Raw genomic sequence first — 19,785 nt, forward strand, 5'->3', positions numbered from 1 at the left:
GCCCGGTTTACACCCCCTGAATCGTCACCTGTCCGGGTGCGCGTCCGGGCGGGCCTGCTTTCCGAGCCGGTTGGCCGTGTGGACGGCCCGCAGGACCGCGGCGGCCTTGTTGCGGCACTCGGTGTCCTCGGCGACGGGGTCCGAGTCGGCGACGACCCCGGCGCCCGCCTGTACGTACGCCGTGCCGTCGCGCAGCAGGGCCGTACGGATGGCGATGGCCGTGTCGGAGTCGCCCGCGAAGTCGAGGTAGCCGACGCAGCCGCCGTACAGGCCGCGCCGCGAGGGCTCCAGCTCGTCGATGATCTGCATCGCGCGGGGCTTGGGGGCACCGGAGAGGGTGCCCGCGGGGAAGCAGGCGGTGAGTACGTCGAAGGCCGTACGCCCCTGCGCGACCTTGCCGGTGACCGTCGACACGATGTGCATGACGTGCGAGTAGCGCTCGATGGACATGAAGTCGACGACCTCCACGGAGCCGGGTTCGCAGACCCGCCCCAGGTCGTTGCGGCCCAGGTCGACGAGCATCAGGTGCTCGGCGCGCTCCTTGGGGTCGCCGATCAGCTCGTCGGCGAGGGCCTGGTCCTCCTGGACCGTGGCGCCGCGCGGCCGGGTGCCCGCGATGGGGTGGACCATCGCCTGCCCGTCCTCGACCTTGACCAGGGCCTCCGGCGAGGAACCGACGACGTCGAAACCGTCGAAGCGGAAGAGGTACATGTACGGGGAGGGGTTGGTCGCCCGCAGGACCCGGTAGACGTCGAGCGCGCTCGCCGTGCACGGCGTCTCGAACCGCTGGGAGGGGACGACCTGGAACGCCTCGCCGGCCCGGATGCGTTCCTTGATGTCCTCGACGGCGAGCTGGTAGTCGGGGCCGCCCCACAGCGCGGTGAACTCGGGGAGTTCGGAGGGCGGGAGCGCGGCCGGCGGCTGCGAGACGGAGCGCGAGAGGTCCGCCTCCATGGCGTCGAGGCGGGCCACGGCGTCGTGGTGAGCCTCGTCGACGCCCGTGTCGAGGTCGTTGTGGTTGATCGCGTTGGCGATCAGCAGGACCGAGCCGTCCCAGTGGTCCAGGACCGCGAGGTCGCTGGTGAGCAGCATGGTGAGCTCGGGCAGTTTCAGGTCGTCGCGCTCGCCGGGGCCGATCTTCTCCAGGCGGCGCACGATGTCGTATCCGAGGTAGCCGACCATGCCGCCGGTGAACGGGGGGAACGCGGTCGCGTCGGAGCCGTGGGTGAGGTCGTGCGGGGTGTGCAGGGCCTCGATGGTGGCGCGCAGGGCCGCGAGGGGGTCGCCGTCGACCGGGACGCCGACGGGCGGGGTGCCCAGCCAGTGCGCCCGGCCGTCGCGCTCGGTGAGGGTGGCGGCCGAGCGGACGCCCACGAAGGAGTAGCGCGACCAGGTGCGGCCGTTCTCCGCGGACTCCAGGAGGAAGGTGCCGGGGCGCTCGGCGGCGAGTTTGCGGTAGAGCGCGACGGGCGTGTCGCCGTCCGCGAGGAGCTTGCGGCTGACGGGGATGACACGCCGGTCGGTGGCCAGCTTGCGGAAGGTCTCGAGGTCCATGGCCGCTGACCCTACTGATCCACGGCCGGTACGCCGGAACCGGCGCCCCCCGCGTCCCCGGCGCCCCCCGTGTCCCGCGCGTCCCCGGCGTCCTTCAGGAGCACGTCGGCGTCGAAGCAGGTGCGGTCCCCGGTGTGGCAGGCTGCGCCGACCTGGTCGACCTTGACCAGCACGGTGTCGGCGTCGCAGTCCAGGGCGACGGACCTGACCCACTGGAAGTGGCCGGAGGTGTCGCCCTTGACCCAGTACTCCTGGCGGCTGCGCGACCAGTAGGTGCACCGGCCGGTCGTCAGGGTGCGGTGCAGCGCCTCGTCGTCCATCCAGCCGAGCATCAGCACCTCACCGGTGTCGTACTGCTGGGCGATGGCGGGTACGAGCCCGTCGGCGCCGCGCCTGAGGCGGGCGGCGATCTCGGGGTCCAGGCCGCTGGGTGTGCCGGGCGTGGGCGTGCTGGTCATGCCGACCATTGTGCCGCGCCGGCCGCCCGCACCCGGACGGCGTCCACTGGCTGAGAGAGGCGGCGGGGCCCACCGGCCGAGAGGGGCGACGGGGCCCGCACCGAGATGGGTGGCCGGGAGAAGTGGGCGGACGGCCGGTGCGGTCGTAGGCTGGCAGACATGTCGACCCATGCGAAGCGTGAACGACTTCTCCTCGCCGATCTGTTGGAGGCCGAGGGACCGGACGCCCCCACTCTGTGCGAGGGCTGGAACACCCGTGATCTGGCCGCCCACGTCGTGGTGCGCGAGCGCCGCCCCGACGCCGCCGGCGGCATCCTGATCAAACAGCTCGCGCCGCGCCTGGAGCGGGTGATGGCGGAGTTCACCGCGAAGCCGTACGAGGAGCTGATCCAGCTCATCCGTACGGGACCGCCGCGGTTCTCGCCGTTCTCCCTCAAGCAGGTGGACGAGGCGTCGAACGCGGTCGAGTTCTACGTCCACACCGAGGACGTGCGCCGCGCCCGGCCCGACTGGGTCCCGCGCGTGCTCGACCCGGTGTTCCAGGACGCCCTGTGGTCCCGTCTCGAACGCGCGGCCCGGCTGATGGGGCGTGGCGCGCCCACCGGTCTGGTCCTGCGGCGCCCGGACGGGCAGACGGCCGTCGCACACCGGGGCACTCCCGTGGTGACGGTGACGGGCGAGCCCTCCGAGCTGGTGCTCTTCGCCCATGGCCGTCAGAGCGCGGCCGATGTGGAGGTGGAGGGCGACAAGAACGCGATCGTCAAACTCCAGGAGAGCAAGCAGCTGGGTCTCTAGGACCCTGCTCGCACGCGGGCCCGCACCCCTGAAGGCGGGCCCGCCCCCCGTCGTGCGCGGAGCGGTCACACCCGGCCCTGGCCGGGAAGCTCCGCGTGGCGCAGCGCCGGGGAGGCCAGGCCGAGCAGCCCGCCGAGCACGCACACGGCCGCGCTCGCGACGAAGACGGGCCCGGTGCCCCACAGCGCGATGGCCGCACCGGTCACCGGGAACGTGAGCGGGGCGAGCCCGAGGCAGTCCGACGGCGGTTGCCACCCCGACGGCGGCGGCGGCGACCGTCGGCACGTGGGCGAGCGCCCCGATCGCGACGGCCCCGCCCGCGATCCCCGACGACAGCACCGGCCCCGAATCCGGCAGTACCCAGCCCATTCAGCGGTTCGACGAAGCCCAAAGTTGCGCAATAAAAACTGCGCAACTTTTCTTTCTCGATCACCTTTCTGCCGTACCGGACCGTGTCACCGCACGGGATGGCCCGCCTCCCGTAGTCCCTGCTTCACCTGGCCGATCCGCAGGTCTCCGAAGTGGAAGACGGACGCGGCCAGCACGGCGTCCGCCCCCGCGTCGACGGCCGGTGGGAAGTCGGCGAGGCTGCCCGCTCCGCCGGACGCGATGACCGGCACCGTGACGTGCTTGCGTACGGCCCGGATCATCTCCAGGTCGTAGCCGTCCTTGGTGCCGTCGGCGTCCATCGAGTTGAGCAGGATCTCGCCCGCGCCCAGTTCGGCCGCCCGGTGCGCCCACTCGACGGCGTCGATGCCGGTGCCCTTGCGGCCGCCGTGGGTGGTCACCTCGAAGGACCCGGTGTCCGTCCGGCGGGCGTCCACCGACAGGACGAGCACCTGCCGTCCGAACCGCTCCGCGATCTCCCGGATCAGGTCGGGGCGGGCGATGGCGGCGGTGTTCACACCGACCTTGTCCGCGCCGGCCCGCAGCAGCTTGTCCACGTCCTCGCCGGTGCGTACACCGCCGCCCACGGTGAGCGGGATGAACACCTGCTCGGCAGTGCGGCGCACCACGTCGTAGGTGGTCTCGCGGTTGCCGGAGGACGCGGTGATGTCCAGGAACGTCAGCTCGTCGGCGCCCTCGGCGTCGTACACCTTGGCCATCTCGACGGGGTCGCCCGCGTCACGCAGGTTCTGGAAGTTGACGCCCTTGACGACCCGGCCGTTGTCGACGTCCAGGCAGGGGATGACGCGTACGGCGAGGGTCATGACGCGGGAGCCTCCCGGTACGCCTCCACCTCGACCTCGACCACCAGACCGGGGTCCACGAAACCGGAGACGATGACCAGCGACGAGGCGGGCCGGACCTCGTCGAACAGCTCCTTGTGGGCGCGGCCGATGTCCTCCACGTCCCGGGCGTGCGTGAGGTACATCCGGGTGCGGACGACGTGCTCGCGGCCGAGGCCGAGCTGCTTCAGGGCGGCCAGCGCGACGTTGAACGAGTTGACGGCCTGCTCGTACGGGTCGCCGCCGGCGATCTGGCCGTCCACCACGGAGGTGCAGCCGGAGACCAGCACCAGCCCGTTCGGCAGCTCCACCGCGCGGGAGTAGCCGAAGGCTTCCTCCCAGGGCGCGCCGGTCGTGACGCGTCGTACGGCGCTCATGCGGACACCGCCGCGAGTGCCTCTTCCAGGGTGAACGCCTTGGCGTACAGGGCCTTTCCGACGATCGAGCCCTCCACACCGAGGGGGACGAGCTCGGCGATGGCGCGGAGGTCGTCCAGCGAGGACACGCCCCCGGAGGCGACCACGGGACGGTCCGTCGCCGCGCACACGTTCTTCAGGAGGTCCAGGTTCGGGCCCTGGAGGGTGCCGTCCTTGGCGATGTCGGTGACGACGTACCGTGCGCAGCCCTCCTTGTCGAGGCGCTCCAGCGTCTCGTAGAGGTCGCCGCCGTCGCGGGTCCAGCCGCGGCCGCGCAGCGTGGTGCCGCGTACGTCGAGGCCCACCGCGATCTTGTCGCCGTGCTCGGCGATGACCTCGGCGACCCACTCGGGGGTCTCCAGGGCCGCGGTGCCGAGGTTGACGCGGGTGCAGCCGGTGGCGAGGGCCGCGGCGAGGGTGTCGTCGTCGCGGATGCCGCCGGACAGCTCCACCTTGATGTCCATGGCGCCGGCGACCTCGGCGATCAGCGCGCGGTTGTCGCCCGTGCCGAACGCGGCGTCCAGGTCCACCAGGTGCAGCCACTCGGCGCCCGACCGCTGCCACGCGAGGGCCGCTTCGAGCGGGGAACCGTACGAGGTCTCCGTGCCGGACTCGCCGTGCACGAGCCGGACGGCCTGGCCGTCACGGACGTCGACGGCGGGGAGGAGTTCGAGCTTGGCCATGGTCTACAGGGTTCCGATCCAGTTGGTGAGCAGCTGGGCTCCGGCGTCGCCGGACTTCTCGGGGTGGAACTGGGTGGCCCACAGGGCGCCGTTCTCGACGGCCGCCACGAAGGGCTTGCCGTGCGTGGACCAGGTGACGAGCGGTGCGCGCATCGCGGGGTTCGCGGTCTCCAGGGCCCAGTCGTGGACGGCGTAGGAGTGCACGAAGTAGAAGCGCGCGTCCGCGTCGAGGCCGGCGAAGAGCTCGCTGCCGGCCGGTGCCTCGACGGTGTTCCAGCCCATGTGGGGCACGACGTCGGCCTGGAGCGGCTCGACCGAGCCGGGCCACTCGTCGAGGCCCTCGGTCTCGACACCGTGCTCGATGCCGCGCTCGAAGAGGATCTGCATGCCGACGCAGATGCCCATGACCGGGCGGCCGCCGGCGAGGCGGCGGCCCACGATCCAGTCGCCGCGTGCCTCCCTGAGGCCGCCCATGCAGGCGGCGAAGGCGCCGACGCCCGGCACCAGCAGCCCGTCCGCGTTCATGGCCTGGTCGAAGTCGCGGGTGATCTCGACGTCGGCGCCCGCGCGCGCGAGGGCGCGTTCGGCGGACCTGACGTTCCCGAAGCCGTAGTCGAAGACGACCACGCGCTTCGAAGGGGTGGAGGACGTACTCAATTCCACACCTCCAGTCGGAGGATGCCCGCCACGAGACACATCGCCGCGCCGATCGACAGCAGGACGATCAGGCTCTTGGGCATCTGTTGCTTGACGAAGGAGTAGACCCCGCCGAGCAGGAAGAGCCCGACGACGATCAGTACGGTGGAGAGGCCGCTCATGGCTTTACAGCGCACCCTTCGTGGAGGGAAGGATGCCCGCCGCGCGCGGGTCGCGCTCGGAGGCGTACCGCAGGGCCCGGGCGAGCGCCTTGAACTGGCACTCCACGATGTGGTGGGCGTTGCGCCCGTACGGCACGTGCACGTGCAGGGCGATCTGCGCCTGGGCGACGAAGGACTCCAGGATGTGCCGGGTCATCGTCGTGTCGTACTCGCCGATCATCGGCGCCATCTTCTCGGGCTCGGTGTGCACGAGGTAGGGGCGCCCCGAGAGGTCGACGGTGACCTGGGCGAGCGACTCGTCCAGCGGGACGGTGCAGTTGCCGAAGCGGTAGATGCCGACCTTGTCGCCGAGCGCCTGCTTGAAGGCGCCGCCCAGTGCGAGGGCGGTGTCCTCGATGGTGTGGTGCGAGTCGATGTGCAGGTCGCCCTCGGTCTTCACGGTGAGGTCGAACAGACCGTGCCGGCCGAGCTGGTCGAGCATGTGGTCGTAGAAGCCGACGCCTGTCGACACATCGACCTTCCCGCTGCCGTCGAGGTCGATCTCGACGACGACGGAGGTCTCCTTGGTGTTCCGTTCGACACGGCCTGTGCGGCTCATGCGTTCTGCTCCTTCGGGGGTGTGGAGGTGGCCGCCAGGGGTTTCGGCAACTCACGGACCGCGTCGAGGAACGCGTCGTTCTCGGCCGGGGTGCCGGCGGTGACCCGCAGCCATCCCGGTACGCCGTTGTCCCGGACCAGGACGCCCCGGTCGAGGATCCGCCGCCATGCCTCGTGCGATCCAGCGGCGCCGTCGAAGCGCCCGAACTGGACGAAGTTGGCGTCGGACTCGGTCACCTCGAAGCCGAGTGCGCGCAGTTCGGTGACCAGCCGGTCCCGCTCGGACTTCAGCTGTTCGACATAGCCGAGCAGCGTGTCGGTGTGTTCCAGGGCGGCCAGCGCGGTGGCCTGGGTGACGGCCGACAGGTGGTACGGCAGCCGGACGAGCTGGACGGCGTCGACGACCGCCGGGTGGGCGGCGAGGTAGCCGAGGCGCAGCCCGGCCGCGCCGAACGCCTTGGACATCGTGCGCGAGACGACGAGGTGCGGCCGGCCTTCGAGCAGCGGCAGCAGTGAGTCGCCATGGCTGAACTCGACGTACGCCTCGTCGACGACGACCATCGCCCCGCCCGTCGCGGCCCTGGCCGTCTGCGCCGCCTCGTACAGCGCGCGGACCGTGGCGGGCGGGACCGCGTTGCCCGTGGGGTTGTTGGGGGTCGTGACGAACACGACGTGGGGCCGGTGCTCGGCGATCGCCTCGACGGCGGCGGCGAGGTCGATCGTGAAGTCCTCGTTGCGGGGTCCGGAGATCCAGCCCGTGCCGGTGCCGCGCGAGATCAGGCCGTGCATCGAGTACGAGGGTTCGAAGCCGATCGCGGTGCGGCCGGGACCGGCGAAGGTCTGCAGCAGCTGCTGGATGACTTCGTTCGAGCCGTTCGCCGCCCAGACGTTCTCAACGCCGAGCACGTACTTGCCCGTCTTGGTCAGATAGGCGGCCAGTTCGGTGCGCAGCTCGACCGCGTCCCGGTCGGGGTAGCGGTTGAGGGTGCGGGCGGCCTCGCGCACCCGCTCGGTGATCCGCTCGACGAGCGGTTCGGGCAGCGGGTACGGGTTCTCGTTGGTGTTGAGCCGTACGGGGACGTCGAGCTGGGGCGCGCCGTACGGGGACTTCCCGCGCAGCTCGTCACGGACGGGAAGGCCGTCCCGGCGGGACTCGGGGACATCGGCGGAGGAGCTCACTTGCCGGGCACCTTCCAGCCGAACCGGGCCTTGATCGCCGCCCCGTGGGCGGGCAGGTCCTCCGCCTCCGCGAGCGTCACCACGTGGTGGGCGACCTCGGCGAGCGCGTCGCGCGTGTAGTCCACGATGTGGATGCCGCGCAGGAAGGACTGGACCGACAGACCCGAGGAGTGGCACGCGCAGCCGCCGGTTGGCAGCACGTGGTTGGAGCCGGCCGCGTAGTCGCCGAGGGAGACGGGCGCCCAGGGGCCGACGAAGATCGCGCCGGCGTTCCTGACCCGGTCGGCGACCGCGGGCGCGTCGGCGGTCTGGATCTCCAGGTGCTCGGCGCCGTACGCGTCGACGACCCGCAGGCCCTCTTCCACTCCGTCGACCAGCACGATCGCGGACTGCCTGCCGTTCAGCGCCGGGACGATCCGGTCGTCGACGTGCTTGGTGGCGGCGACCTGCGGCTCCAGCTCCTTGGCGACGGCGTCGGCGAGCGCGGCCGAGTCGGTGACGAGGACGGCGGCCGCGAGCGGGTCGTGCTCGGCCTGGCTGATCAGGTCGGAGGCGACGTGCACCGGGTCGGCGGTGTCGTCGGCGAGGATCGCGATCTCGGTCGGACCGGCCTCGGCGTCGATGCCGATGCGGCCCGCGAAGTAGCGCTTGGCGGCGGCGACCCAGATGTTGCCGGGTCCGGTGACCATGTCGGCGGAGGCGCAGGACTCGGTGCCGTACGCGAACATCGCCACGGCGGTCGCGCCGCCGGCCGCGTACACCTCGTCGATCCCGAGCAGCGCGCAGGCGGCCAGGATCGTCGGGTGCGGCAGGCCGCCGAAGTCGGACTGAGCCGGCGAGGCGAGCGCGATCGACCCGACGCCGGCCTCCTGCGCCGGGACCACGTTCATGATCACGGACGAGGGGTAGACGGACCGGCCGCCGGGTGCGTACAGCCCGACGCGCCCGACCGGCACCCACTTCTCGGTGACCGAGCCGCCGGGGACGACCTGGGTGGTGTGCGTGGTGCGGCGCTGCTCGCGGTGGACGATGCGCGCGCGGCGGATGGACTCCTCGAGAGCCGCGCGGACAGCCGGGTCGAGCTGGTCGAGCGCGTCGGTGAGGGCCTGCGCGGGGACCCGTACGGACGTGAGGCGTACGCCGTCGAAGCGCTCCGCGTAGTCGATCAGCGCCGCGTCGCCCCGATGATGCACGGCCTCGCAGATCGGACGCACCTTCTCCAGGGCGGCCGAGACGTCGAAGTCGGCTCGGGGCAGCAGGTCGCGCAGGGCGGAACCCTCGGGGAGGGCGTCGCCGCGCAGATCGATTCGAGAGATCACATGGTCAATTCTCTCAGACGGCCGCCGGGCCCCGGACGGCTGTATCAATCGCTGATACGCGCCGTGGTCCCCGGTCGGCGGATGGCCCGATTTCGCCGCTCACGGTCACACAGAGCGACGATCGTCACTCTCAGTTTTCAACGGGTCACCCAGCGGGCATCACAGGAACGACTGTACGAAACCCGCGAGTAGCAGGGGAGAAAGAGGAGACCGTGACCGACGGGGCCGGCCGCAGCGCCGGAGAGCTGCCCGACGACCTGAGCGGTGCCGAGGCCGGCATGTGGCAGGCGTTCCGCAACGGCAGTGTGTACGACCTGCGAGCCGGGGACGCCGTGGTGGACGATCCGCACGGCGGCCTCCCCTGGGGCCCCGAGCGCACCGTGCGGGCGCGGATCGTGTGCTGGCTGCTGCTGGACGGGCCGCCCGCGCTCGACGGCCGGGTGGCCTCCCTCAAACTGACGGGGGTGCGGATCGCCGACGCCCTCGACCTGGCGGGCGGCACCGTCGAGCCGTACCTCGAACTGAAGGGCTGCCGCTTCGACCGGGAGGTCCTGCTGCCCGAGTCCCGGTTCACGACGGTCCGGCTGGTGGACTGCGCGATACCGCGGCTGGAGGCGGCCCGGCTGCACACCGAGGGCGATCTGCACCTGCCGCGCTGCCGCTTCCACCGCGGGATACGCCTCACCGACGCGCAGATCGGCACGGACCTGCTGCTCAACCAGTCGGTGATCGACCGGGACCGGCGCGGCAACTCCCTGGTCGGCGACGGGCTGACCGTCGGACAGGACCTGCAGGCCGAGATGATGGAGTCGCACGGCGAGCTGAGCCTGCGCGGCGCGAAGGTGGGCGTCTCGCTCAGCCTGCGCGGCAGCCGGCTGACCAATCCCTACGGGCGCCGGGCACTGAACGCGCCCCAGCTGACCGTCGAGCGCACCATGTACCTCACCCCCGCGGGCCTCCTCGACCCCGTGCAGACCAGCGGCCGGACCCCGGCGCGCGGCACCCGGGTGCAGCACTTCGAGTGCGAGGGCGGGATCCGGCTCGACGACGGCCGGTTCGGCGACGCGGTGGACTTCGAGCAGGCCCGCCTCACCCTCCGCGACGACCAGGAGATCTCGCTGCGCCGCGTCCAGGTGCCCGAGCTGCGCTTCCTCGGCCGCCGGCCGCAGCGCGGACGGATCGTGCTGAACGGAGCCCGGGTGGTCACCCTCATCGACCAGGCGGCGAGCTGGCCGGGCGCCGGCCAGCTGCAGATGGCCGGCTTCCAGTACGAGTACCTGGTGCCACGCGGCCCGTTCCCGCTGGCCGGGCGCCTGCAGTGGGTGGCCGCGGCCACTCCGGAGTACAACCCGGAGCCGTACGAGCGCCTCGCCACGGTGCTGCGCAACGGCGGCGAGGACGAGGACGCGCGGGAGGTGCTGCTCGCCAAGCAGCGTCACCGCCGCGAGAACCTGCCGATCGCGGCCAAGCTGTGGGGGTACGCGCAGGACTGGACGGTCGCCTACGGGTACCGGCCGGGGCGGGCGGCCGTGTGGATGGCCGTGCTGTGGGCGGCGACCTCGATCGCCCTCGCGCACGCCGACCATCCGCCGCTCAAGCGCGGTGAGCATCCGACGTGGAACCCGTCCCTGTTCGCCCTGGACCTGCTGCTGCCGGTCATCGACCTGGGCCAGGTCGGCTTCTGGCAGCTGCGCGGCGGCTGGCAGTGGCTGGCCGCGGCGGTGATCCTGCTCGGCTGGATCCTGGCCACGACGGTGGCGGCGGGCGCGACCCGCACGCTCCGCAGGAACTGAGCGGTCCGCCCTCGCGGGGCCGCCGGACAGGCGCCCGGCACCTGAGAGGCAGTCACCTTTTACCCGCTCTTGACCCTCGCCCGGGCAACCGAAACACGGTTACGAAAGCGTCACCGCACACCCTCTGGCACACGTCCGACCTGCGGAATTCAATGGACGGCACCATGGCACTGCTGCGAGCGCTCCTCCGTACGGTCCGGATGGCGCGGAACACTTCGAGTCTCGCCGCCGGTCTGCCCGACGACGACGAGGTACTGCTCGACGCCCCGGACGAGCGGCTCGGTCCGGCCCTGGTCGCGGCGGGCCGCGGGGAGTACGGCACCGCGGGCAAACTGCTGTCCACCACCCGCGAGGCCGCCGAGTGGGAGAACCGGGACCGGTACGCGACCCGCCTCGCCGCCTTCGCCCTCTCCCGCGGCGAGTGGTTCGACGACTGGCGCTCCGCCGCTCCGCGCGACCCGGACGCGGCGCTGATCAGGGCCGAGCTCGCGGTGTGCCGGAGCTGGCGGTCACCGGCCCGTGCCGAACTGCTGCGGCAGGTCGCGCCGCTGATCTCCGCCGCCGCAGAGGGCGAGCCCGGCGATCCGGTGCCGTGGCGGATCGCGCTGGACCACGCCCGGGGCACGAACGCCCCGCACACCGAGTTCGAACAGCTGTGGGCGCAGGCCGTACGCCGTTCCCCGCACCACTACGGCTGCCACGTGGCCGCTCTGGAGTACCTGTCCGCCGCCTGGTACGGCTCGCACCGCGAATGCTTCGACTTCGCCGAGCGGGCCGCGCAGGACGCCCTGCCCGGCTCCCTCGTCCAGGCGCTGCCCGTGCGGGCCGCCTTCTCCTGTCTGCTCCAGGACGGCGAGGCCGCCGTGCCCCGCCGGCGCCTCGACTCGGCGGCCGACCTGGCGATCGCCCTGTCCGCCCGGTACGCGGACGCCGACCCCTGGCCCGCGGAGGTCCGCAACCTGCTCACCTATGTACTGATCCGGCTCGGCCGCTGGGAGGACGCGCTGGAACAGCTGCGGCGGATCGGCCCGTACGCCACCTCCTTCCCCTGGGACCGCGTCTGTGACGATCCGCTCGGCCAGTTCCTCGAACTGCGCGACGGGATCCGGCTCCAGGTGGCCGCGGACAGGCCCCTGCGGACACGGAACAGGGATCTCCCGTATCCACGGAGTGAGCACGCAGACCCCGCACCCTCGGGTGACCACTAGGATTTCGCGTCGTGACCACCGTCCGGCTTCCCCTCTTCCCCCTGAACTCGGTGCTGTTCCCCGGGCTCGTCCTCCCCCTGAACATCTTCGAGGAGCGCTATCGCGCGATGATGCGCGATCTCCTGAAGACCCCCGAGGACGCACCGCGCCGGTTCGCCGTCGTCGCCATCCGCGACGGCCACGAGGTCGCGGCCACCTCGCCCGGCATGCCCGACCAGACGGCCCTGCTGCAGCGCGGCCCCTCGGCGGGCTTCGGCGACGAGCCCCTGAAGGCGTTCCACGCGGTGGGGTGCATCGCCGACGCCGCGACCGTCCGCGAACGCGCCGACGGCAGCTTCGAGGTGCTGGCCACCGGGACGATCCGCGTCCGGCTGCTCTCCGTGGACGCCTCCGGGCCCTATCTGACGGCCGAGCTGGAGGAGCTGGCGGAGGAGCCCGGCGAGGAGGCGGGCGCGCTGGCCGAAGGGGTGCTGCGGGCCTTCCGGCAGTACCAGAAACGGCTGGCGGGGGCGCGGGAGCGGTCCCTGTCGACCGGGGCCGACCTGCCGGACGAGCCGGCCGTGGTCTCGTACCTGGTCGCGGCGGCGGCGATGCTCGACGTCCCGGCGAAGCAGCGGCTGCTCCAGGCACCGGACACGGCGTCCCGGCTGCGCGAGGAGCTGACGCTGCTGCGGGCGGAGACCGCGATCATCCGCAACCTGCCGTCGCTGCCCGCCTCCGAGCTGACGCGCGGACCGACGAGCCTCAACTGACCCGAGCCCGGACCGCAGGTCCCTTGGTGGGGAGGACCCCTTGGCGAAGAAGCCGAAGAAGCAGCAGCCGGGCGGAACGCCGGCGACCGTGGCGCTCACCGCGGCGGGCACCGCGTTCACGGTGCACGCCTACGAGCACGACCCGGCGCACCCCTCGTACGGCGAGGAGGCGGCCGAGGCGATGGGGGTGTCTCCCGACCGGGTCTTCAAGACGCTGGTCGCGGACGTCGACGGGGACCTGACGGTCGCCGTCGTCCCCGTGGCGGGCTCCCTCGACCTGAAGGCGCTGGCGGCGGCGGTGGGCGGCAAACGCGCCGCGATGGCCGATCCGGCGGCCGCGGAGCGCACCACGGGCTATGTCCGCGGGGGCATCTCGCCGCTCGGGCAGCGCAAGCGGCTGCGTACGGTGCTGGACGAGTCCGCGCGCGGGCACACGACCATCTGTGTGTCGGCGGGGCGGCGAGGGCTTGAAGTCGAGCTGGCTCCGGACGACCTCGTGAAGCTCACGGACGCGGTGGTTGCTCCCGTCGGGCGTGCGTGACCCCTCGACGGGAGCGGGGTTCTCGGTTAAGTACCGAGGGCATGTCGAAGAAGACGCGCAAGCGGAAGTGGCGGGTCCGTAAGGGGCGGGCGAACCACGGGCGCCGGCCCGCGTGAACGCTCCGCCGGATCGGTGAGCCGCCCGCGGGCCGGTGAGGTTGTCACATCTTGGGGGCCTGCGGGTGGTACGGGTCCGGGAAGGGGTCCGGGTCCCTCGGGGCGAAGAGGGCCGTCAGGCCCAGATGGGCCAGCAGGGCCGAGACGGACCAGGCGAGCAGGGCACCCTTGGCGCCGAGCTCCAGAGGGGCGTCGAAGGTGACGCCCACGCCCGCCTCCTTGGCGCGCCCGACCACGTCCTGGCTGGGTCCGAGCCATATGCCGAGACGCCAGGCGAGCAGGGAGCCGAGCAGGCCGCCGACGGTGAGCGCGACGACGAGCGCGATCCCGCCCCGGCGCCGCAGGAGGAACACAGCCAGCGCGCTGACCAGTCCGAACGCGAGCGCCAGCAGGGTGAAAGTGCCGTCCACGGCGACCGCCTGCTCGCCCTCCGTGTCCTTGAGGTAGACCGTGGTGCTGTCCGAGACGAGCGGCACGTGCGGGGCGAGCCACCACCACAGGAAGCCGAGCAGCGCCCCGCCGACCGCCATCGCGACCGCGACGACCGCGGCCTCGCGCAGCTCTGTCCTCATCCCCGGGCCGTCCTCCTCATGGCCGAGCCCGTACCCGGCGGGCGGCGCCTGCCAGGCGTCGTGCTGCGGCTGGTGGTTCGGCGGCGGAGGCGGAGTCAGCGGTGCGGTCACACCGACATCGTGCCAGGCCCGCCCGTCGGCCGCGTCACCGGACGGCCGCCCGGCGGTAGGCCCAGGTCGCGACCGCCAGCGAGGCGACGCCGACGCCCGCGCACACGGCGAGGTCGAGCAGGACGACCCCCCAGTCCGGGTCCGGCCCGAAGGTCAGCGCGAGTGCCTCCACCCCGTAGGTGGAGGGCAGCAGGTCACGCGCCCACTGGATGTACGTCGGCAGCCGGTCCGGCGGCAGCACGCCGAGCAGCAGCGCGGCGGACATGCCGAGCTGGCCGAGCAGCGTGGCCAGCTCGGGACGCGGCGCGAGCAGCCCGAGCGCCGCGCCGAGTCCGGCGAGGGCCGCGCCCGCGAGCGGGATGACGGCGACCAGGATCCACAGGTGCGTCAGCGGCAGCTGGAAGAGCACGCTGCCGACGACGGCGGTCACCAGCGTTCCCGGCACGGTGAAGGAGGCGTACGCGGCGGCCGCGCCGAGCACGACGGCGGCGGGCGGCACGGGCAGCGTCGCGTAGTGGTCGAGACCGCCACTGGCGCGCAGCTGGCCGAAGTACTGGGCGAGCAGGTTGAGCGCGACGAACGCGACCACGAGGACCGACGAACCGGCGACCACGGCCCGCGCCTCGCCGCCGCCGTCCACGACCCCGCGCATCAGGACCATGATCCCGACGGACTGGAAGGTCGCCACGAACAGCAGGGGGATCCGCGCCACCCTGGCCCGGGAGAGCTGCGCGCGGTAGACGGCGGCCAGCGCCGGCCACATCCGCGCGCGCGGACCGAGCGTGGCCACGGCACGGGCACCGCCCTCGGTGCCGAGGGTGTCCACGACCCGGTTCCCGTCCGCGCGGGCTGCGCCGGGCAGGACCTCGGCGGGTACGACACTCACGTCGAGCGGCTCCTGTTCGCTTCGGCTGTCGTCCTGTACCTGTTCCGTACGGCTGCGAAGGCCGTCGTGCTCATGCCTTGACCAACCCCCGTACGCTTCCGGCACTGCCGCCCAGTGCCAGGTACACGTCCTCCAGGCTCGGAGTGGCGAGCGTGAAGTCGTCCAGGGCGGCGAAGGCGGCGCCGCCGGTCACCGCCGCGACGGCGGCACGGGCCTCCTCCGGGGAGAGCCGCAGCGACCAGCGACGGCCCGACTCTACGGCGCGGTCGCGCAGGGCCGCGACCTCGGGCACGTCGAGCGGGGCGCGCTCGCGCCAGACCAGTTCCAGGCGCACCTCGCCGGCGACCTGCTCCTTCAGCCCCGAGGGGGTGTCACAGGCGATGACGCGGCCCCTGTCGAGCACGGCGACCCGGTCGAGGACCGTCTCCGCCTCGATGACGTTGTGGGTGACCAGGAGGACCGTCGTGGCGTGCTCGGCGCGGCGCCGGTCGACGGCGCCCCAGACGGCGCGGCGCGCCACGGGGTCCATGCCGGTGGTCGGCTCGTCGAGGACCAGGAAGGGCCGCTCGCCGACGAGGGCGGTGGCGAAGCAGGCGAGCCGCCGCTGACCGCCGGAGAGCTTCTTGAGGGGCCGCGAGGCGAGGGCGGTGAGTCCCAGCTCCTCCAGGACCGCGTCGCGCTCGGCCCGGGCGGTGCGCACGTCCAGGCCGCGCAGCCGTCCGGTGGTCTCCGCGGCGAGCGACACGGTCAGCTCGTCCAGCGCGGTGGACTCCTGACCGAGGTACGCGAGGATCCGCGCCGCCCGCTCGGGATGGCGCACGATGTCGTGCCCGAGGATCTCGACGCTGCCGCGGTCGGGGCGCATCAGCCCGGTCAGCTGGCGTACGAGGGTGGTCTTGCCGGCGCCGTTCGGCCCGAGCAGACCGAAGATCTCGCCGCGCCGGATGTCGAGCCGCACCCCGTCGGTGGCCCGCACCTCGGGCGTACCGGGTGCCCCGCGCCGGCCGCGCACCGCCGGATAGGTCTTGGTGAGATCCCGCACCGCGCACACGACATCCCCACCGTGCCCGTCCCGGACTCCCTGTGCGGCGCGCGTACTCACGAGACCCGAGACTACGGGGTCCCACCCCCCGGACAACGCCCGGGGCGGGCATACACCCGATATCACCCGTTCCTCTGCCCCCAGGAACGCAGGGACCCAGGGGCACGGGGAACGTCGCAACCCTCTGGGGGCGCGAGGAACGGCGCAATCTTTCAGGGGCGCGGGGAACTGCGCGACCAGCCCCCACCGACCCGCGGCCGAAAAACAACCGACAAACCCCTACTCCCCCGCAGCCGCATGCTCCGTCGAGGTCCGCACATCGATCTCCCGCCAGAACCCCGCCCGAATCGCATACCGGTCATGCTCGTCGATCTGGTCGTCCTTGTGCGCGAGCAACCCGAACCGCGCCGCATACCGCAGCAACTCCCCGTCGATCCGGTGCGGCACCCGCGGATACATCATGGACAGCTTGGGCAGCTGCGTCTGGTCGGACAACCGCCCCATCCACCGCCGCGCGAACACCTGCCCGACCTCGAACGGGTCACCCCCCACCGTGGTGATGTCCTCCTCCCGGTCGGCCCACCGCTGTTCCGCCGAGGTGAGCTGCGCGAGCGTCGGCAGCAGCGCCGCCTCCGCGCTCTCGGCGGCGCTGCCGGGCCGGTCCCGGTCGACCCAGCCCTTGTCGGACGACCACCGGAGCGTCGCGTTGGCGGGATGCTGGGCCGCCGGCTGCGCCCCGGGCCCGCCGGGCGCCACCGGCGCCCGCAGCGCGGCCAGATCCTTCGGCGTGGGAACGCCCTTCGCGGCGGCCGGCACCCGCGCCTCCGTGCCGTTCTCACCGGGCGCGGCCTGCGCGTGCTCGGCCTCCTCCGCGGGCCGCTCCGCCGTCGAGCCGAGCGCGGAGCTCAGCGCGGACTCGGGCAGCGGCGCGGAGAGGATCGCGGCGATCTCGGGCCGCGGCACGGGCGGCGGCGCGCAGACCCCGCCGAGATCCTTGGCCCGGACGGCCTTGGTGATCCAGATGCGGTCGAGTACGCGCCGCTCGTCGGCCTCGGCCACCAGGTCCTCGGACTGGTTGTAGTCGCCGTCCGCGGCCTGCACGGCCCACAGGTGCACGGCGACCCCGTGTTCCTTCGCCGCCATCATGCCCGGCAGCAGGTCCCCGTCCCCGGTGACGAGCACGACGTCGGAGCAGGCGCGGTTGCGCGCCAGTTCCGTGAGCTCGGCGTGCATGGCGGCGTCCACACCCTTCTGCGCCCACCGCCCGTCGCTGCGGGTCAGCGCGCCCAGGCGCACCGTGACCCGGGGCATCACGCGCAGTCGGCGGTGCTCCGGCTGCGGTACCCGGTCGGGGGCCCCGTCGAACCAGTAGATGCGCAGCAGGGGCCGTTCCGTCTCGGACTCGGCGCGCTCGCGCAGCCCTTGGATGAGGGCGGCGTGGTCAACGGTGATCCGGGATCGCGAGGGTTCCCCGGCGAGGAGACTGGCAGCGGCCCCGAGCAGGTAACCGGCGTCCACCAGGACGATGCAGCGGTCCACGCGATCCACCCTCTTTCCGGGAGGTTTGCTTCGGGCTTGCTTCGAGTCTGCCCGACCACGCGGAGGTTAACGGCCGGAACTCGATCTTCGGCGTGGCGGATCGGGTCACGGCGCTCCCACAGCCCTTGTCACACACGGTAATTCTCCGACATGCGTACCTCCTCAGCCTATGTGAGTCTGAGTCCGGCCCTGGCCCCGAATCTCCCCTAGGAGGCAGCACCATGGCCAAGAACAGGAACCGCAAGCAGGGCGGCGAACAGGAGCGTTCGTCGCAGCCCGAGCGGGCGCAGGAGCAGTCCGAGCGGTCCTCGGCACAGGCGCAGCAGTCGCCGGTGTCGCAGATCCAGGGCAGCCCGGCCGATGTCGCCCGTAAGCACCAGAAGCGTTTCGGCCACAACTGAGCCGGGCGCACGGGCCGTTCGGGCCCAGGCATACGCCGAGGGGCGCACCCGTGCACGGGTGCGCCCCTCGCGCCGGTCCGGCCCGGCGCAGTTCCTGGGAGCCGCAGTTCCGGGAAGCCGTCAGCCGGTGGTGGCCAGGCAGGCCGGGCCCAGCAGTACCTTCAGGTCGCCGAAGAGCGCGGGATCCGGTTTCACCCGGTGCCGGTCGAGCCGCAGGACCGTGGTCTTGCTCGGGCCCTGGAGCCTGATCCGCACCTCGCTCTCGCCCCGGTGGTGGCTGAGGATCTCGCCGAGCCTGCTGACCATGGGCGGGGTGATCTTCAGGGCGGGGATGGTGAGGATCACGGGCGCGTTGGTGCCCGCGTTCGACAGGTCCGGGACCTGCAGCTCCATCGCGACGAGACGGGGGACGTCCTCGCGCTTGTCGAGGCGGCCCTTGACGAACACCACGGCGTCCTCGACGAGTTGCGTCGACACCAGCTGGTAGGTCGCGGGGAAGAACATGCACTCGATGGAGCCGGCGAGGTCCTCGACGGTGGCGATCGCCCACGCGTTGCCCTGCTTGGTCATCTTGCGCTGGAGACCGGAGATGATGCCGCCGATGGTGACGACCGCGCCGTCCCCGTGCTCGCCGCCGGTGAGCTGGGCGATGCCCGCGTCGGCCTTGTCGGACAGCACGTGCTCCAGGCCGAAGAGCGGGTGGTCGGACACGTACAGGCCGAGCATCTCCCGCTCCTGGGCGAGCAGGTACGCCTTGTCCCACTCGTCGGTGGTGAACTCCACGTCGAGTCCGAAGCCGGGCTCGCTGCTGTCCTCCTCGCCCATGCCGCCGAAGAGGTCGAACTGGCCCTCGGCCTCCTTGCGCTTGACCTGCACCACGTTGTCGATCATCGGCTCGAAGTGCGCGGTGAGGCCCTTGCGGGTGTGCCCCATCGTGTCGAAGGCGCCCGCCTTGATGAGGGATTCCGTGGTGCGCTTGTTGCAGGCGACCGCCTCGACCTTGTCGAGGTAGTCCGGGAACGAGCCGTACTTCCCCTTGGCCTTGCGGCTGCGGATGATCGACTCGACCACGTTCGTCCCGACGTTGCGGACGGCCGAGAGGCCGAAGAGGATCACGTCGTCGCCCTGCGCGGCGAAGTTCTGCTCGGACTCGTTGACGTTCGGCGGGAGGACCTTGATGCGCATGCGCCGGCACTCGTTGAGGTAGATCGCCGACTTGTCCTTGTCGTCCTTGACCGAGGTGAGCAGCGCGGCCATGTACTCGGCGGGGTAGTTCGCCTTCAGGTAGGCGGTCCAGTAGGAGACCAGCCCGTACGCGGCGGAGTGCGCCTTGTTGAACGCGTAGCCGGCGAACGGGACCAGCACGTCCCACAGCGCCTTGATCGCCTCGGGGCTGTAGCCGTTCTTCTGGGCGCCGGCCTGGAAGATGGTGAAGTTCTTCGCCAGTTCGTCGGGCTTCTTCTTGCCCATCACGCGGCGCAGGATGTCGGCCTCGCCGAGCGAGTAGCCGGCGATGATCTGCGCGGCCTTCTGCACCTGCTCCTGGTAGACGATCAGGCCGTAGGTGACCGCCAGGACCTCCTCGAGCGGCTCCTCCAGCTCGGGGTGGATCGGGGTGATCTCCTGGCGCTTGTTCTTGCGCTCCGCGTAGTTGATGTGGGAGTTCATGCCCATCGGGCCCGGCCGGTAGAGGGCCGAGACGGCGGAGATGTCCTCGAAGTTGTCGGGCTGCATCTGGCGGAGCAGTGAGCGCATCGGGCCGCCGTCGAACTGGAA

At 72.1% G+C, this 19,785-nt stretch carries 22 protein-coding genes; 6 read left to right on the forward strand and 16 right to left on the reverse strand.

Annotated features, from left to right (window positions below; all coding sequences use genetic code 11):
* Positions 1–24: 24 nt before the first annotated feature.
* Positions 25–1,554: an anthranilate synthase component I gene (locus ACFYXC_RS23510; protein ID WP_389553929.1), complete on the reverse strand. Its 1,530-nt coding sequence runs from the start codon at positions 1,552–1,554 to the stop codon at positions 25–27.
* Between the two features lie 11 nt (positions 1,555–1,565).
* Positions 1,566–2,012, reverse strand: coding sequence for a phosphoribosyl-AMP cyclohydrolase (gene hisI / locus ACFYXC_RS23515; RefSeq protein ID WP_389553930.1), 447 nt, complete (start codon positions 2,010–2,012; stop codon positions 1,566–1,568).
* A gap of 159 nt (positions 2,013–2,171) precedes the next feature.
* On the opposite strand from hisI, the gene ACFYXC_RS23520 reads away from it, so the two are divergent.
* On the forward strand, positions 2,172–2,807 hold the full coding sequence (locus ACFYXC_RS23520; RefSeq protein ID WP_388919765.1) for a TIGR03085 family metal-binding protein: 636 nt from the start codon (positions 2,172–2,174) through the stop codon (positions 2,805–2,807).
* Between the two features lie 65 nt (positions 2,808–2,872).
* Here the strand turns inward: ACFYXC_RS23520 and ACFYXC_RS23525 are convergent, their stop codons facing one another.
* The 9 genes from ACFYXC_RS23525 to hisD all read right to left on the reverse strand — a co-directional run bounded on the left by ACFYXC_RS23525 (position 2,873) and on the right by hisD (position 9,048).
* Positions 2,873–3,013, reverse strand: a complete 141-nt coding sequence (locus ACFYXC_RS23525) for a hypothetical protein (RefSeq protein WP_389553931.1) — start codon at positions 3,011–3,013, stop codon at positions 2,873–2,875.
* A gap of 249 nt (positions 3,014–3,262) precedes the next feature.
* Positions 3,263–4,018, reverse strand: coding sequence for an imidazole glycerol phosphate synthase subunit HisF (hisF, locus tag ACFYXC_RS23530; RefSeq protein WP_388919762.1), 756 nt, complete (start codon positions 4,016–4,018; stop codon positions 3,263–3,265).
* On the reverse strand, positions 4,015–4,413 hold the full coding sequence (locus ACFYXC_RS23535) for a RidA family protein (protein WP_388919758.1): 399 nt from the start codon (positions 4,411–4,413) through the stop codon (positions 4,015–4,017). The genes hisF and ACFYXC_RS23535 overlap by 4 nt, the downstream gene beginning before the upstream one ends.
* On the reverse strand, positions 4,410–5,135 hold the full coding sequence (priA, locus tag ACFYXC_RS23540) for a bifunctional 1-(5-phosphoribosyl)-5-((5-phosphoribosylamino)methylideneamino)imidazole-4-carboxamide isomerase/phosphoribosylanthranilate isomerase PriA (protein WP_389553932.1): 726 nt from the start codon (positions 5,133–5,135) through the stop codon (positions 4,410–4,412). The genes ACFYXC_RS23535 and priA overlap by 4 nt, the downstream gene beginning before the upstream one ends.
* Before the next feature lie 3 nt (positions 5,136–5,138).
* Positions 5,139–5,792: an imidazole glycerol phosphate synthase subunit HisH gene (gene hisH, locus ACFYXC_RS23545; RefSeq protein ID WP_389553933.1), complete on the reverse strand. Its 654-nt coding sequence runs from the start codon at positions 5,790–5,792 to the stop codon at positions 5,139–5,141.
* Complete coding sequence (locus ACFYXC_RS23550) at positions 5,789–5,953, reverse strand: hypothetical protein (RefSeq protein WP_388919749.1); 165 nt, start codon at positions 5,951–5,953, stop codon at positions 5,789–5,791. Before ACFYXC_RS23550 ends, hisH begins: the two co-directional genes overlap by 4 nt.
* A gap of 4 nt (positions 5,954–5,957) precedes the next feature.
* On the reverse strand, positions 5,958–6,551 hold the full coding sequence (gene hisB, locus ACFYXC_RS23555; protein WP_388919746.1) for an imidazoleglycerol-phosphate dehydratase HisB: 594 nt from the start codon (positions 6,549–6,551) through the stop codon (positions 5,958–5,960).
* On the reverse strand, positions 6,548–7,729 hold the full coding sequence (locus ACFYXC_RS23560) for a histidinol-phosphate transaminase (RefSeq protein WP_389553934.1): 1,182 nt from the start codon (positions 7,727–7,729) through the stop codon (positions 6,548–6,550). The genes hisB and ACFYXC_RS23560 overlap by 4 nt, the downstream gene beginning before the upstream one ends.
* Positions 7,726–9,048, reverse strand: a complete 1,323-nt coding sequence (hisD, locus tag ACFYXC_RS23565; RefSeq protein WP_389553935.1) for a histidinol dehydrogenase — start codon at positions 9,046–9,048, stop codon at positions 7,726–7,728. Before hisD ends, ACFYXC_RS23560 begins: the two co-directional genes overlap by 4 nt.
* Positions 9,049–9,260: 212 nt before the next feature.
* Here hisD and ACFYXC_RS23570 point away from each other — a divergent pair, with 212 nt between their 5' ends.
* From ACFYXC_RS23570 to ybaK, 4 genes are all read left to right on the forward strand, one after another.
* Entirely contained in the window at positions 9,261–10,841 is a 1,581-nt protein-coding gene (locus tag ACFYXC_RS23570) for an oxidoreductase (RefSeq protein WP_388919737.1), read from the forward strand.
* 164 nt (positions 10,842–11,005) lie between these two features.
* A complete protein-coding gene (locus tag ACFYXC_RS23575) occupies positions 11,006–12,049 on the forward strand; it encodes a hypothetical protein (protein WP_388919734.1) in 1,044 nt (347 codons plus the stop codon).
* An 11-nt stretch (positions 12,050–12,060) separates the two neighbouring features.
* Positions 12,061–12,801, forward strand: a complete 741-nt coding sequence (locus tag ACFYXC_RS23580) for an LON peptidase substrate-binding domain-containing protein (RefSeq protein ID WP_388919731.1) — start codon at positions 12,061–12,063, stop codon at positions 12,799–12,801.
* 40 nt (positions 12,802–12,841) lie between these two features.
* A complete protein-coding gene (gene ybaK, locus ACFYXC_RS23585; RefSeq protein ID WP_389553936.1) occupies positions 12,842–13,342 on the forward strand; it encodes a Cys-tRNA(Pro) deacylase in 501 nt (166 codons plus the stop codon).
* Positions 13,343–13,502: 160 nt separating this feature from the next.
* On the opposite strand, the gene ACFYXC_RS23590 is transcribed toward ybaK, so the two are convergent.
* The 4 genes from ACFYXC_RS23590 to ACFYXC_RS23605 form a co-directional block, all read right to left on the reverse strand.
* Complete coding sequence (locus tag ACFYXC_RS23590; RefSeq protein ID WP_389553937.1) at positions 13,503–14,141, reverse strand: AAA family ATPase; 639 nt, start codon at positions 14,139–14,141, stop codon at positions 13,503–13,505.
* Positions 14,142–14,175: 34 nt separating this feature from the next.
* Positions 14,176–15,027, reverse strand: coding sequence for an ABC transporter permease (locus tag ACFYXC_RS23595; protein ID WP_389553938.1), 852 nt, complete (start codon positions 15,025–15,027; stop codon positions 14,176–14,178).
* 70 nt (positions 15,028–15,097) lie between these two features.
* Positions 15,098–16,078, reverse strand: a complete 981-nt coding sequence (locus tag ACFYXC_RS23600) for an ABC transporter ATP-binding protein (protein WP_388919920.1) — start codon at positions 16,076–16,078, stop codon at positions 15,098–15,100.
* A 270-nt stretch (positions 16,079–16,348) separates the two neighbouring features.
* Entirely contained in the window at positions 16,349–17,608 is a 1,260-nt protein-coding gene (locus ACFYXC_RS23605) for an NYN domain-containing protein (protein ID WP_389553939.1), read from the reverse strand.
* Positions 17,609–17,829: 221 nt separating this feature from the next.
* Between ACFYXC_RS23605 and ACFYXC_RS23610 the strand changes: the two genes are divergently transcribed.
* Positions 17,830–18,009: a hypothetical protein gene (locus ACFYXC_RS23610; RefSeq protein WP_388919716.1), complete on the forward strand. Its 180-nt coding sequence runs from the start codon at positions 17,830–17,832 to the stop codon at positions 18,007–18,009.
* Positions 18,010–18,129: 120 nt separating this feature from the next.
* On the opposite strand, the gene dnaE is transcribed toward ACFYXC_RS23610, so the two are convergent.
* The coding region (dnaE, locus tag ACFYXC_RS23615) for a DNA polymerase III subunit alpha (RefSeq protein WP_389553940.1) at positions 18,130–19,785 on the reverse strand (1,656 nt) is incomplete at its 5' end.

It is taken from the genome of Streptomyces sp. NPDC002701, from assembly GCF_042889045.1.
GTDB lineage: Bacteria > Actinomycetota > Actinomycetes > Streptomycetales > Streptomycetaceae > Streptomyces.